The sequence below is a fragment of the Pseudomonas sp. MWU12-2345 genome, assembly GCF_023242385.1.
GTDB lineage: Bacteria > Pseudomonadota > Gammaproteobacteria > Pseudomonadales > Pseudomonadaceae > Aquipseudomonas > Aquipseudomonas gingeri_D.
Map to the genome: position 1 here is coordinate 1,069,569 of NZ_JALLJA010000001.1, position 13,746 is coordinate 1,083,314.

Sequence of the window (13,746 nt, forward strand, 5' to 3'; positions counted from 1 at the left end):
GCTGCTACAGGCGACTTCATGGATGATGTGGCTGCGCCAAACGTGATGAGCCCCGCGCCACTGCACAATGCCAATCAGTACAACCTGAACCACGAGGTCATGAACAGTGAGAGTTGCAATTACGTTGTTGTTGAGCCTGCTGCCGTTTCTGGCTCAGGCGACGGAGATCGGCGAGCGCCTGGCCCCCTGGACCTTGCTTGATCAATATGACCAGCCCTATAGCCTGGATGCACATACCCAGGTTCTGTTGGTCGCCCGCACCATGGACGGCGCCAAGCTGGTCAAGGCCGCCTTGCAGGACAAGCCCAAAGGCTTCCTGGAAGCCCGCCACACTGTCTTCATCGCGGATATCCAACGTATGCCCGCACTGGTCAGCAAACTCTTCGCCATTCCCGCCATGCGTGACTACAACTACCGCGTCATGCTCGACCGCGACAGTCGCGTGGTGCCACGTTACCCAGGCGCTGAAGAGAAGGTACTGTGGCTGCAACTGGACAACGGCCGGTTGGTGGCACAACGCGAATTCGCCAGTGCCACCGACTTGCGCACAGCATTGGATCACGTAGCAAGTCCATAATGGCTTTGTCGGGCCGGGACTGTTTATCGTTCGAGAAATCGCCAAGGTCCATGGCCGAGGTGTAACGGGCAGCTCAGATGCACAGAATGCGCACGACCTTCGACATACACTTTCCGATCATCTATCCACGGACCTGAAGCCTTAACAACCTCCCTACACTCTCTCTATTGAGCCCGGCGCGACCCACGACCTAAACTCCCCGGCCCTCACACGAGAAGCCCTCATGACAGCACCTGCCTCCCCCATCGCCGGGTCGGACCACCGCTGGCTCGCCTTGATCGTCCTGTGCCTCGGGGTACTGATGATCGTGCTCGACACCACCATCGTTAACGTCGCGCTGCCGTCGATCCAGACCGATCTGCACTTCACGCAAACCTCCCTCGCCTGGGTGGTAAACGCCTATATGCTGACCTTCGGCGGCTTTCTACTGCTGGGCGGTCGCCTGGGTGATCTCTACGGCCATCGACGCCTGTTCCTGCTCGGTATCGGCTTCTTCACCCTCGCCTCGCTGGCCTGTGGCCTGGCCCACAACCAGGAAACGCTGATCTGGGCGCGGGCCTTTCAAGGCCTGGCCGCCGCCGTGGTGACCGCCGTGGCCCTGTCGCTGATCATGGACCTGTTCAGCGAACCGGCCGACCGGGCCAAGGCCATGGGCGTCTACGGTTTTGTCTGTGCCGGTGGCGGTAGCCTGGGCGCCCTGCTCGGCGGCGTGCTCACCAGCACCTTGAGCTGGCACTGGATCTTCCTGGTCAACCTGCCGATCGGCGTGGTGGTGATCGCACTGTCCCTGCGCCTGCTCTCGAAAACCCTCAACCAGCACCCGTCCCGCGACCTCGATGTGGCCGGCGCACTCAGCGTGACCGCCTCGCTGATGCTGGCGGTCTACGCCATCGTCAATGGCAACGAAATGGGCTGGACATCACTGCGCACCGTCGCGCAACTGCTGATTGCCGTCGGCCTGCTGCTGGCCTTCCTGGTCATCGAGACCCGCGTAAAAGTCCCGCTGATGCCTTTGCGCCTGTTCCGCCTGCGCAACCTGGCCATCGCCAATATCATCGGCGTGCTCTGGGCCGCCGCGATGTTCGCCTGGTTCTTTCTGTCAGCGTTGTACATGCAGTTGGTGCTGGGCTACACGCCCTGGGAGGTGGGTCTGGCGTTCCTGCCCGCGAACCTGATCATGGCGGTCTTTTCCCTGGGTATCTCGGCCAGGCTGGTGATGCGTTTCGGCATTCGCCTGCCCCTGGCGGTCGGGCTGGCGCTGGCGGCCCTGGGGCTGCTGCTGTTCGCCCAGGCGCCGGTCGACGGCCACTTCCTGCCCAACATTCTCCCGGGCATGCTGTTGCTCGGCCTGGGCGCGGGCATTGCCTTCAATCCGTTGCTGCTGGCGGCGATGAATGACGTCGCGCCGTCCGAGTCGGGGCTGGCTTCCGGCGTGGTCAATACCGCTTTCATGATGGGTGGCGCACTGGGATTGGCGGCACTGGCCAGCCTGGCCGCGGCGCGTACCGAATCGCATCTGGCGGCAGGAGTGTCGGCACTCTCGGCCCTCAACGACGGCTATCAGAGCGCCTTTCTGGTGGGCGCGGTGTTTGCCGCGCTGGGTGCGGGCCTGGCCGCGGTCATGATGCGCAACAAAAGCGGTGAAAGCCTGGGAGGTGCCGAGGTCTAGCTTGCAGCCTGACGTTCGAGCCGGCCGATATCAGCCATGAATTTCTCCGCTGGCAAGGGGTGCCCCAGCAAGTAGCCTTGCAGGGAGTCGCACCCCAGACGGGTCAGGAAACTCTGCTGCATATCGGTTTCCACCCCTTCGGCGACGATCCGTAACCCCAGCGCCTGGCCCAGGGCGACAATGGCCGAAACGATCGCCGCATCATCAGAGTCATGCTCCAGATCACGGACAAAACCGCGGTCGATCTTCAACTCGTTGGCCGGCAGACGCTTGAGGTACATCAAGCTCGAATAGCCGGTGCCGAAATCGTCGATGGACAGGTCCACGCCCATGTCCGAAAGCTTCTGCAACACTTCCATACTCGCATCGGCGTCACTCATGGCCGTGGTTTCGGTGATCTCCAGGGTCAGGCTGTTGGCCGGCAACTGATGCCGGGCCAGGGCGTTGGCCACGCTGTCGACCAGGCCCACATGGCAAAACTGCAGGGCCGAGAGATTCACCGCGATACGCCAGTCCTGGTAGCCCTGCTCATACCACAAGCGCATTTGCCGACACGCTTCGTTCAGTACCCAGTCGCCGATGGGGATGATCAGGCCGGTCTTTTCCGCCAGGGCGATGAACTTGTCCGGCAGCAACAACCCTTCCTCGGGGTGCTCCCAGCGCAACAGAGCCTCGGCGCCGATCGGTGTGCCCTTCAGGGCGTCGAACTTGGGTTGGTAAAAAAGACGGAACTGTTGCTGTTCCAAGGCCTGGCGCAGGTCCTGCAAGAGTTGCAACTGCTTGCGGGCGTTGCTGTTCATCGATGCGTCGAAGAAGCTGTGGCCGTTTTTGCCCGCCCCCTTGGCGTGATACATCGCCGCGTCGGCGTTCATCAGCAATTCTTCGGCGGTCTGACCGTTGCCCGGGAACAGCACGATGCCGAGGCTCGCGGAGATCAGCAGGTCGTGGTCGCCCACCCGGAACGGCCGGGAGATCAGGCCGACCTGACGCGACGCCACTTGCAGCGCATCGTCCGGCTCGGCCAACTGCACCAGCAACACGAACTCATCACCACCGATGCGCGCCAGGGTGTCCTGGCCGCGCAGATCTTCGCGCAGGCGCAGGGCGACTTCGCGCAGCAACTGATCGCCCATGTGGTGGCCGAACGCATCGTTGACCGGCTTGAAGCCGTCCAGATCGATAAACATCAGCGCAAAGCAACCGCCTTCGTCCGTGGCCTTGTGCATCGCCTGGTCGATCCGGTCCGCCAGCAGCACACGGTTCGGCAAGCCGGTCAGGGTGTCATGCAGCGCCAAATGGATGAGTTCCTGGTTCGCCTGGCTCAGCGAATTGGCCAGCATGGCGGTCCGGGCTTCGAGTCGGGCATCGAGCAGCGAGGTCAACAGGGCGATGGACAGCACCGCCAGGCTGGTGACCAACACCAGATTGTCCAGCCCCTTACCGGACAACCCGCTGCCCACCGCGCCACAGAAACTGCCCTGGCTGAAGTTGGCGGCCGCCATGCCGGTGTAGTGCATGCCGACAATCGCCAACCCCATGACAACCGACGCACCGCTACGGGCCAGGCGCACATAGGGTGTGCTGCGCCGCAGGTGAAAGGCGATCCACAAGGCCGCCGCCGAGGCCACCACGGCAATCACCAGTGAGGCGCCGAACAGGGTCGGGTCGTAATCGATACCGGGCTGCATCTGCAGTGCCGCCATGCCGCAATAGTGCATGGCACTGATGCCAGCCCCCATGATCAGGGCGCCGAGGGCCAATTGCACCACCGGCAGGCTGGGCTGGCTGACCAGCCAAAGGGCAAAGCCGCTGGAAAGAATCGCAATCAGCAGTGACAGCAACGTCAGTGGGCCGTCGTAGGCCAAGGCAATCGGCAGCTTGAACGCGAGCATGCCGATAAAGTGCATGGACCATACCCCCACGCCCATGGCCATGGCACCGCCGGCCATCCACAGGTACACCGCCCGTCCGCTGGCCGTGGCAATGCGCCCGGCCAGATCCAGCGCGGTATAAGAGGCCAGGATCGCCACACAAAGGGACATGAAGACCAGCGCGGAGGAATAGCTACCAATGAGCATGACGAATCTCTGAAACATCGAACCGGGCAATGCCCGAACTCGGTGAAAAAACGGCGGATTGTACCTGCTTCCCTGCGAGTGCACGGTGGAATATTGGCTACTGGCCATTATTCAGGAGGACCTGCCCGACGTATAGGTCAGCGCCCAGGGAAGACCGACCAACGGCATGCTGTATCGATTATGCGCAGGTTCGACCGGCCCAACACTATTTGACGTGCTGGTCGCCTAATCGATGATAGCCGATCAGGCGTAAGTCGCTCCGGTCTCAGGCCTGATCAAGCCCTCTCTCCCGGAGATTCACGTTTGACCCGCTCGATATAACGCGCCACCGCCGGGGCCTTTTCAAAACGCCGATAAATCAGCGACAACCAGGAACTTGCCTCGAAGCCGTGGATCGGTCGATACACCACATTCGGCAGGTTCACATGGCCGACCACCGATTCGGGCACCACCGCCACGCCCTGCCCCAGGGACACCGCCGCGATCACCGCCACCAGCCCGCCGGGCTGCGGCCCCAGCTTCGGCGCATAACCACCCTGGGCGGCGACCTGCAGGGTGCCGCTGATCTGCTCCGGGAGAATGAAGGTTTCATTCTGCAAATGTTCGGCGCCGATCTGTTTCAGACGGCACAACCAGGCATCGTCCGCCACGGCCAGCACAAACCCTTCGGCGTTCAGGCGCACCGCATCCACGCCCTCGGGCAAGGACATCGGCGAGCGCACATAACCGATATCGAAACGTCCCTCGGCGATCAACCCAGGCAGCACCGCCATCGGGCTTTCGCGCACCGTAAGGCTGACCTCGGCGAACTCCCGGCCGAAGGCCTTGACCTGGCGCTGCAGCACCCCGGAATACACCGCCGAGGCCACATAACCGAGTTCGATATGCCCGACTTCACCGCGTCCGGCCCGCTGCGCATTGCGCTGGGCAAACTCGAACTGGCGCACCGTTGCTTCGGCTTCCGGCAGCAGTGCCGCACCGGCTTCGGTGAGGGTGACCTCACGCTGCCCACGCAAAAACAGCCGGGTGCCGAGAGCGACCTCCATATCCTGGATCTGTCGACTCAGGGTCGGCGGCGCGATATCCAGCTGCTCGGCCGCCCGGGTGAAATTGCGTTGCCGGGCCACCGCCAGGAAATAGCGGAAATGACGAATTTCCATACAGGCATTAGCTCAAAGGTAATGAAGTACCGAAGCCCACCTAACAAAGCCAGGTCCGAGCCGCGATAAGCTGCTTCTACTGCCACAGTAGAGAGCTTGTACCATGCGCGTCAAATCCCTTATTCCCTTGTTTTTTGCCTGCTTGAGCCTGCCGTTGGTGGCAACAGCCGACTCATCACCCGCCGTTGCCCACAAGGCAATCCTTGACCTGGGGCTGGCCCGTACGCTGCTCGAGGCCGCCGAACAGGCAGCCACGGCAAAAGGCTGGCCCTGCGCAATTGTGGTGGTCGATGACGGCGGCTGGCCGGTCCTCGGCGAACGCATGAACGGCGCCCCCGTAGTGGCCGGTATTCAACTGGCCGAAGGCAAGGCCCGAACGTCGGCGCTGTTCAAACGGCCGTCGGGCGATCTGGAAAACGCCGTCAACGGCGGACGCCAGGCCGCCCTCAGCGCCGGCCTGGTGATGATGAAAGGGGCACAGCCGATTCGCCTCGAAGGCCAGGTGATCGGCGCCATCGGCATCAGCGCCGACACCCCGGCCCATGACGATGAAATCGCCCTGGCCGCCATCGCCGCCCTGCCGTCGCAGGCCCAGCCATGAGCCGGGTCAGCCCACGCTTGACACTGCTGACAGCCTCCGGCGTCTGCTCGCTGATTGTCCTCGATACCAATATCGTTGCCGTCACCCTGCCCAGCATTGCCCGCGACCTGGGGGCAAACTTCGCCGATATCGAGTGGGTGGTCAGTGCCTACATGCTGGCCTTCGCCGCCCTGCTGCTGCCGGCGGGGAGCATCGCCGACCGCTTCGGCCGACGCAAAACCCTGCTCTGGGGCCTGACCCTGTTCATCCTCGCGTCACTGGGCTGTGGCGCCGCACCCGACAGCCTGTTCCTCGATATCGCCCGCGCCATCAAGGGCGTCGGTGCCGCGCTGTTGCTGACCTCCGCCCTCGCCTCCATCGGCCACGTCTTTCACGACGAGGCCGAGCGGGCCAAGGCCTGGGCCTTCTGGGGTGCCTGCATGGGAGTCGCCATGACCGCCGCGCCAACCCTCGGCGGGCTGATTACCCAGTACCTGGGCTGGCGCTGGATTTTCTACCTAAACCTGCCGGTGGGCCTGCTGCTGATGGCGATGGTCCGCCACGCCGTGCCGGAGTCCCGGGACAGCCAGGCGGCGCGCCTGGATCCCTGGGGCAGCCTGGCCTTCAGCGGCGCCTTGCTGTGCCTGATCTGGGGCTTGATCGAAGCCAATCGCATCGGCTGGAACAGCCCGCTGACCTACACCCGGCTGCTGGGCGGCGCTGCGCTGCTGGGCCTGTTCGTGTTCGTCGAACGGGTGCAACAACGGCCGATGGTCGACCTGCAACTGTTCCGCCACCCGCGCTTTATCGGTGCCCTGCTGGGGATGTTCGCCTATGCCGGTTGCGCCCAGGTGATGATGACCCTGCTGCCGTTCTACCTGCAGAACGGCCTGGGCTTTTCCGCCGTGGCTTCGGGCCTGGGCATGTTGCCCTTCGCCCTGGCCATGCTGATCTGCCCGCGTATCGGTATTCGACTGGCCTCACGGTTCGCCCCGGCGACAATGATGGCGAGCGGCCTGACCCTGGTCGGTTGCGGCAACCTGCTCAGTGCCTGGGCGGTCGGCAGTGGCAACTACCTGCCATTTGCCCTGGCGATTACCGTGACCGGTGCCGGCGCCGGACTGCTCAACGGCGACACCCAGAAAAACATCATGGCCTGCGTACCCCGGGAACGGGCCGGCATGGCCTCGGGGATGAGCACCACCATGCGCTTCAGCGCGATCATGCTGACCATCGGTGTGTTCGGTGCCCTGCTCGCCAGCCATACCGAGCAATTGCTCCAGGCCAGCCTCGCCGCCCAGGCCGCGCCCTGGCTCGATCAGGCCCGGGCGATTGCCTCGCGGGTGGTCGCCGGTGATATGCCGGCGGCCATGGCAACGCTGCCGGAGTCCGCACGCCAGGTGGTCCAGCCTCTGGCTCGCGCAGCCTTCGTCGGGGGCTTTGCCACGGTGCTCTGGGTCGCGGGCTTGCTGGCGTTGTCAGGGGCGTTGGTGGTGGGCAGTTTGATGCGCCATCCGCTGCCCGCCAGCCGCTCTTATTCATTGGCCAGGGAATAAATCCGTACGGGGCTCGTCGTACGGGCACTGAAATTATTCAGCCGCCCAATTTAGAAGCCCTTACAGTGGTAGCCGTGGTTGCGGGGACTGGATCGACGCCAATACCCGCTCGGTGTTTTCCGTGCAACTGACCCCATCGGGTCGGTTGCGGATGCTATTGACGATCCCCAACAACTGCATTTTGCTATGGGCCAGGCGCGCCTGCATGGCTTCGATCTGATCGATCTTGCGCTCCAGGCTGTCAACCATGACCTCATGGCCCAAGCCCCCGGTCTCGGCCACCGGCACCAACGCCCGTAGTTCCTCGAGACTGAAACCCGCCTGCTGTGCGCACTGGATGATCGACAATGTCTGCAACACCTCGGCCGGATACTCACGGTAGCCGTTGGCCTGGCGCTGTACCTTGCGAATCAACCCCTGGGCTTCGTAAAACCTGATCTTCGACGCCGCCAGGCCACTGCGTAGGGCCAGTTCACCGATCTTCATAAGAGGCCTCGAATGGACGCTTGACATTAAAGTTAGGTTTAAGCTTAGCCTGAACTCCCCACTACCCCGGAGTCAAGCATGTCCCCCTTTCAAGCACTGCTCCTGCCCAACGGCGTACAGATCCCGAATCGCATCGCCAAGGCCGCCATGGAAGAGAACATGGCTGACCTGGATAACGCGCCTTCCGCTCAGTTGATGGAACTCTACCGCGCCTGGGCCGACGGTGAACCGGGTTTGCTGCTGACGGGTAACGTGATGATCGACCGTCGCGCCATGACCGGCCCGGGCGGTGTGGTGCTGGAAGATGAAAAACACCTGGAAAAATTCCGCCAGTGGGCCGCCCTTGGCCGGGCCAAGGGCGCGCAATTCTGGATGCAGATCAACCATCCCGGACGCCAGACCATGGCCAATCTCGGCCAGATCGCCTGGGCACCGTCCGCGGTGGCGCTGGATATGGGCGGCTTCTCGAAAATGTTCGCCGAACCTCGCCCCATGAGCGAAGCGGATATCGAAGAGGTGATCGGCCGTTTCGCCAACAGCGCCCGTCTCGCCGAGCAAGCGGGATTCACCGGTGTAGAGATCCATGCGGCCCACGGCTACTTGATCAGCCAGTTCCTCTCACCGCTGAGCAACCAGCGCAAAGACCGTTGGGGCGGCTCGCTGGAAAATCGCGCCCGCTTGTTGCTGTCGGTGGTCAAGGCGATAAGGGCCGTTGTCTCGCCGGACTTTTGCGTGGCGATCAAACTCAACTCGGCGGACTTCCAGCGCGGCGGCTTCGACGCTGACGATGCCCGCCAGGTGATCGAATGGCTGAACGACTTGCCGGTGGATCTGGTCGAGCTTTCAGGCGGTAGCTATGAGGCTCCGGCCATGCAGGGCGAAGCACGGGACGGTCGCACCCTGGCGCGGGAGGCCTACTTCATGGAAATGGCCGGCGAGTTGGCGAAGGTGGCGAAAATGCCGGTGATGGTCACCGGTGGCATTCGGCGCTTGCCCATCGTCGAACAGGTGCTGGACAGCGGCATCGCCATGGCCGGTATCGGCACTGCGTTGGCCGTGGAACCGCACCTGCCCCGACACTGGCGCGAAGGCCGCGACAGCCATCCGCAATTGCCACCGATCCACTGGAAGAAAAAGCCACTGGCGGCCTTGGCGAACATGGCGGTGGTCAAGTTCCAACTGCAGCGCCTGAGCAAGGGCAAGCGCCCTCACCCCGAGGTTTCGGCGGTGTGGGCGCTGGTGCTGGATCGGTTGTTTATCGGTCGAAGGACAAAGCAGTATCGCGCGGCGATGAAGAACCTGAGCGCCTGATCCCGTTAGCGCCCGGCAAACCGCAACCGAGACAGCATCTTCAAATCGCCATCCTTGTAATACCCATCGCTCCAGCTGTTGTCCGGCGACAGCGGCTGGACCTGCTTGAGCTCCAGCTTCTTCGCGTAATAGCGAAACCGGTAGTGCTCATAAAAGCGCAGGATCTCCAGGCCATAACGATCCGCCAGATCGGTATCGCCACGAATCACCAGGTAGTTCTCGTCATTGCCATCGCTGGCGCCGACGCTGAGGTTGTGGCTACCACTGATAATGGTCGGCGCGTCGGTGGTGAAGTCAGTGACGATGGCCTTGGTATGCACCAGCAGGTTGCCCTTCTGGCCAAGGAGCCCCTCCTTGATCCAGCCCTCCAGGCCGGTATTGAGCAGCGCCGTGGCCACGAAATCATCCGTCCGATCGGCATGAATCCCGGAGATGCTGCTGGCGGTGTTCTGCAAGCCGAAACGCAGCACATCGTCGTGGGGCTTGCCGAGCAAGGCGTCGAGGATTTCCTGGGGCAAGGCAAAGGCCGTGGCGAACAGCACATCCTTCTGCGCCGCCGTAATGATCTGCACGAACTCCTTCAGATCGCCCTGTCCGGTACGCGGGGAAAACCCGGCGAACAGCGGCTGGCTCGGGTCCATGGGATTGTTCTGGGTGATCCACTTGCGGGTCGCCGCCACATCCGCCGGCGCCGCCCAGATCTCCTCGAAGACCTGGGTGTACTCGGTGGCCAGGCGGACGTCGTCAAGCACGTGCACCACGTTGGCCTGACGATAGACACCATTGGCGGTGAAGTTGGTGCTGCCACAGAGCACGGCTTCAGGCCGGTACTCGCCACCGGCGTCGCGCTGACTGAGCACGATGAACTTGTCATGGAAGATATTGCTGGTGACCCGACCCCGTTTGCTCTCGGCCGGAATCGGCGCCAGGCTCTGCTCGTTCAGGGCGGTGTCCTCATCACCGACCTTGGCGTGGTAGAGCACGCGAATCCGCACACCGCGCTGCTGCGCCGCGTTCACCGCATCGACTATCGCCTTCAACTGATACTCGTAGATGGCGATATCCAGGCCCCACTGCACATCCGTTGCACGGGCAATAAAACCCAGCAACTCTTCCAGCAGGCCGTTTTCCAACCACAGGCGCGCCGCATCGGGCCAGGCTTCGATGGGCAGGTTTTTCTGGGTGGTGATCAGTTTGTCCAGATCCGGAAATTTGCGTTCGAAGCCCTGGCTGGCCGCCACCGCACGGTTGAAGATCACCCGCTGGCCCTTGGGCAGGCCATTGTCGGTGGTCACCGTCACCGCCAGTGATTCGCCCAGTTGCGGCGCATCGGGCGTGCCGTAGGCCAGGTGCACCCGATAGTTGCAGGTGCTGCCGGGCTCGACGTTGTAGTCGGCCCAACGGAATTTCTGCAAAGGCGCCAGATTGCTCGGGGTCGCGTGGTACTGGGGGAAGGTGTGTTCCTTGCCGGGGAATGTCAGGCTGTTGAACAGGAACTCCCAGGGCGCGCTGCCTTCCTGGCGTTCGATGGCAAAACCGAGCAGGCCGGCCCGCCGCGATTCGGCCAGGTCGATGGCCAGCAACACGCCACTGGTCCCGGCGTAGGCCTTGACCCGAAAATCGTCCTGGGGATTGCTCTGAAGTACGCGCATGCACCACATCCTTGGGAAGTCCGCTGAGGTGTTCGAGCGTAGCGAATTTTTATGACGCCAGGCACTTCATACGCGACTTTCACCATGAAATTTTCCATCCAAGGTTTCAGCCGTCCGACCTTGATCAACGACAAGCGGCGAGTTACCGTCTGACTCCATCCGGTGCCCCCGACGCCAGAACCAGAGAGGACATGCCATGGAATCCCCCTTGCACCCCAGCGTAGGGCCGGCCCTCAGTTTCAACGGCGGCTTCGTCGACACCCTGGGTTTCCTCGCCTTGCAAGGGTTGTTCACCGCCCACGTCACCGGCAACTTCGTCACCCTGGGGGTAAGCATTGTCCATGGCACCTCCGGCGCACTGCCCAAGCTGATCGCGCTACCGGTATTCGTGCTGGTGGTGGGGCTGACGCACCTGGCCGCGGTGGCCATCCATCGTCGGGGGCTGACGCCGCTGCGCCTGCTGCTGGTGACCCATACGCTGATACTGGCCGCCTTCGCTTTCCTGGCGATTTTCTGGGGCCCCTTCATCGACGGCGACAGCACGACGGCGCTGATCACCGGCATGACCGGGGTCACCGCCATGGCGATTCAGAACGCCATTTCCCGCCAGCATATGAAAGGCACCCCGCCGACCACGCTGATGACGGGCAACGTCACCCAGTTCGCCGTCGATGTGTTTGCCCTGTGGACCGAGCGAGACATCCAGCAACGGAGCGTGATCAAACAACGTCTGAAACCGATTTGCACGACGCTGCTGGCCTTTGCCTCAGGCTGCGTCAGCGCCGCCCTGCTCTATCTGGCCTGGGGATTGTGGGCACTGATTCTGCCGGTAGTGGTTGCCGTGGGCGTCTGTCTGGGTGTCTACCGCGGCGACCGGCTCAAGCCGTAACCGGCGTTACCCCTCAATGCCCGTGCGTCGAGGGGTGAGTGTGGGCCTGCAATGAATCGGGCACACCGGTACGAACCAACCCGCCCTCCTCGATCCAGGTGCAGGTTTGTTCATAGGCACGCTGCAACAGGGCGTCGGTCTGGCTGAAGTCAAAGACCGAGACCCCCAAGGGACACAAAGGCACTACCACGTGAATACCCGCCCGGTGCGCGTAGAGTTCGATATCCCGCACCAACTGCCGCATGCTCATCAGGTTCAACGTGTGCAGCGCCAGGGCCACCAGGCCGGCGGGCGGTTGTGGGCAGGCGCAGCCGAAGCCCGTCGGCACCACCACGATGCGGTTGGCCCCCAGGTCGACCGCGCTGGCAATCGGTGTATTACTCGCCACACCACCGTCGATCAACAACTTGTCGCCAACCCTCACACAAGGAAATACCAACGGGATCGCCGCACTGGCCAGCAGCGCCTGTTCCGCGCTGCCGCTGGACAACAGCTCTTCGGCCCCCGTCAGCAGGTTGGTGGTGACGATATGCAGTGGCAGGACCGTGTCTTCGATCCGTGCCACGGGCAACGCTCGCTTGACCAGTCGCTCCAGCGCCGTGGCCTGCAACAGAAAGCCGCGCCGATTGATCAGCGCCCCCAGGGTATCGAGTAACGACAGGGGAAACACATCGCCCTTGCGCAAACTGCGCCAGAAGTCCGCCAGCTCCGCCACCCCCTGCGCGGTGGGCCGTGCGGCAAAGTAGGCGCCGTTGATGGCACCGACCGACGCGCCGATCACCAGGTCAAAGTTCACCCGGGCCTCCACCAGGGCCTTGAGCATGCCCACCTGGACCGCGCCGAGGCTCCCACCTCCAGCCAACACGAGGGCAGTTTTGACAGCGTGCATGGCAGGCCTCGCTCGTACTCAATGACGGTCATACAGGAGCATAGCTGGTGACTTGAAACTCAACGCGATAGCCAACTAGTATTGGGTCCGGACTCAATCCTCCTTGGCCGTGAACGAGACAGTGCTCCTTTCTTCAGATCGAGAGGGCGTTCTTCATGGAGCCTCAGGATAGTTGCGTGTCCAGCACAGTAACCGGTTCAAGCCCCAGGGGCTGCCAGGATTCCCTTCACCGCATCAAAAGGACAGGATCAATGAAGCTTATCGGTATGCTGGACTCTCCCTACGTGCGCCGGGTCGCTATCACCCTCAAGCACCTGGGCATCGCCTTCGAACACCAGTCGGTCTCGGTGTTTCGTGACTTCGAGCGCTTTGCGCAGATCAACCCGGTGGTCAAGGCCCCGACCCTGGTCTGCGACAGCGGTGAAGTGTTGATGGACTCCGGACTGATTCTCGAGTACCTGGCGCTGATCGCCGGTCCCGGCCAGGCCTATGCCAGCCTGGCCGAGCAGGTGCGCGGACTGCGACTGATCGGGCTGGCCCTGGCCGCCTGCGAAAAATCGGTGCAGATCGTCTATGAGAAGAATCTGCGTCCCGCGGAGAAACAGCATGGTCCCTGGCTGGAACGGGTTGGCGGCCAGTTGGCAGCCGCCTACACGCAGATCGAGAACGAACTGTCACGCCAGCAACTGCCCCAAGACGGCACGATTCGTCAGGAAGGCATCAGCCTGGCGGTTGCCTGGAGCTTCAGCAAGATGATGCTCCCCGAGCAATGCCTGGCGACACACTATCCGCACCTCGAACAATTCACGGCCTATGCCGAGCGCCTGGAGATTTTCGTCAGCACTCCGGCCACCTGATTCCCCGCTTCCTCCCACACCTGTTGATCCTGTCGGCGGTCA

At 62.8% G+C, this 13,746-nt stretch carries 12 protein-coding genes; 7 read left to right on the plus strand and 5 right to left on the minus strand.

What is annotated here, in order from left to right; translation table 11 throughout:
- The first annotated feature begins 106 nt into the window (after positions 1-106).
- Both M5C71_RS04410 and M5C71_RS04415 read left to right on the plus strand, forming a co-directional pair.
- Positions 107-577: an FAD/FMN-containing dehydrogenase gene (locus M5C71_RS04410; protein ID WP_103498053.1), complete on the plus strand. Its 471-nt coding sequence runs from the start codon at positions 107-109 to the stop codon at positions 575-577.
- Positions 578-800: 223 nt separating this feature from the next.
- Positions 801-2,246 carry a DHA2 family efflux MFS transporter permease subunit gene (locus M5C71_RS04415; protein WP_248767319.1) on the plus strand — a complete coding sequence of 482 codons (1,446 nt, stop codon included), beginning with the start codon at positions 801-803 and terminating at the stop codon, positions 2,244-2,246.
- Here M5C71_RS04415 and M5C71_RS04420 read toward each other — a convergent pair.
- Positions 2,243-4,324, minus strand: coding sequence for an EAL domain-containing protein (locus tag M5C71_RS04420; protein WP_247263232.1), 2,082 nt, complete (start codon positions 4,322-4,324; stop codon positions 2,243-2,245). The genes M5C71_RS04415 and M5C71_RS04420 overlap by 4 nt on opposite strands.
- A 275-nt stretch (positions 4,325-4,599) precedes the next feature.
- On the minus strand, positions 4,600-5,484 hold the full coding sequence (locus M5C71_RS04425; RefSeq protein ID WP_248767320.1) for a LysR substrate-binding domain-containing protein: 885 nt from the start codon (positions 5,482-5,484) through the stop codon (positions 4,600-4,602).
- A 103-nt stretch (positions 5,485-5,587) separates the two neighbouring features.
- Here M5C71_RS04425 and M5C71_RS04430 point away from each other — a divergent pair, with 103 nt between their 5' ends.
- Both M5C71_RS04430 and M5C71_RS04435 read left to right on the plus strand, forming a co-directional pair.
- Positions 5,588-6,085 (plus strand): heme-binding protein, encoded by a 498-nt coding sequence (locus tag M5C71_RS04430; RefSeq protein ID WP_103499629.1) that lies wholly within the window; start codon positions 5,588-5,590, stop codon positions 6,083-6,085.
- A complete protein-coding gene (locus M5C71_RS04435; RefSeq protein WP_177098679.1) occupies positions 6,082-7,620 on the plus strand; it encodes an MFS transporter in 1,539 nt (512 codons plus the stop codon). The genes M5C71_RS04430 and M5C71_RS04435 overlap by 4 nt, the downstream gene beginning before the upstream one ends.
- 60 nt (positions 7,621-7,680) lie before the next feature.
- Here the strand turns inward: M5C71_RS04435 and M5C71_RS04440 are convergent, their stop codons facing one another.
- Positions 7,681-8,106, minus strand: coding sequence for a MerR family transcriptional regulator (locus tag M5C71_RS04440; RefSeq protein WP_103497014.1), 426 nt, complete (start codon positions 8,104-8,106; stop codon positions 7,681-7,683).
- Positions 8,107-8,184: 78 nt separating this feature from the next.
- Here M5C71_RS04440 and M5C71_RS04445 point away from each other — a divergent pair, with 78 nt between their 5' ends.
- Entirely contained in the window at positions 8,185-9,417 is a 1,233-nt protein-coding gene (locus M5C71_RS04445; protein WP_248767321.1) for an NADH:flavin oxidoreductase/NADH oxidase family protein, read from the plus strand.
- Between the two features lie 5 nt (positions 9,418-9,422).
- Here the strand turns inward: M5C71_RS04445 and M5C71_RS04450 are convergent, their stop codons facing one another.
- Positions 9,423-11,069, minus strand: a complete 1,647-nt coding sequence (locus tag M5C71_RS04450) for a phospholipase D-like domain-containing protein (protein WP_248767322.1) — start codon at positions 11,067-11,069, stop codon at positions 9,423-9,425.
- Between the two features lie 196 nt (positions 11,070-11,265).
- Between M5C71_RS04450 and M5C71_RS04455 the strand changes: the two genes are divergently transcribed.
- Positions 11,266-11,958, plus strand: a complete 693-nt coding sequence (locus M5C71_RS04455; protein WP_248746073.1) for a YoaK family protein — start codon at positions 11,266-11,268, stop codon at positions 11,956-11,958.
- 13 nt (positions 11,959-11,971) lie between these two features.
- Here the strand turns inward: M5C71_RS04455 and M5C71_RS04460 are convergent, their stop codons facing one another.
- A complete protein-coding gene (locus tag M5C71_RS04460) occupies positions 11,972-12,847 on the minus strand; it encodes a patatin-like phospholipase family protein (protein WP_248767323.1) in 876 nt (291 codons plus the stop codon).
- Between the two features lie 251 nt (positions 12,848-13,098).
- On the opposite strand from M5C71_RS04460, the gene M5C71_RS04465 reads away from it, so the two are divergent.
- Positions 13,099-13,704, plus strand: a complete 606-nt coding sequence (locus M5C71_RS04465) for a glutathione S-transferase N-terminal domain-containing protein (RefSeq protein WP_103497009.1) — start codon at positions 13,099-13,101, stop codon at positions 13,702-13,704.
- Positions 13,705-13,746: the final 42 nt, after the last annotated feature.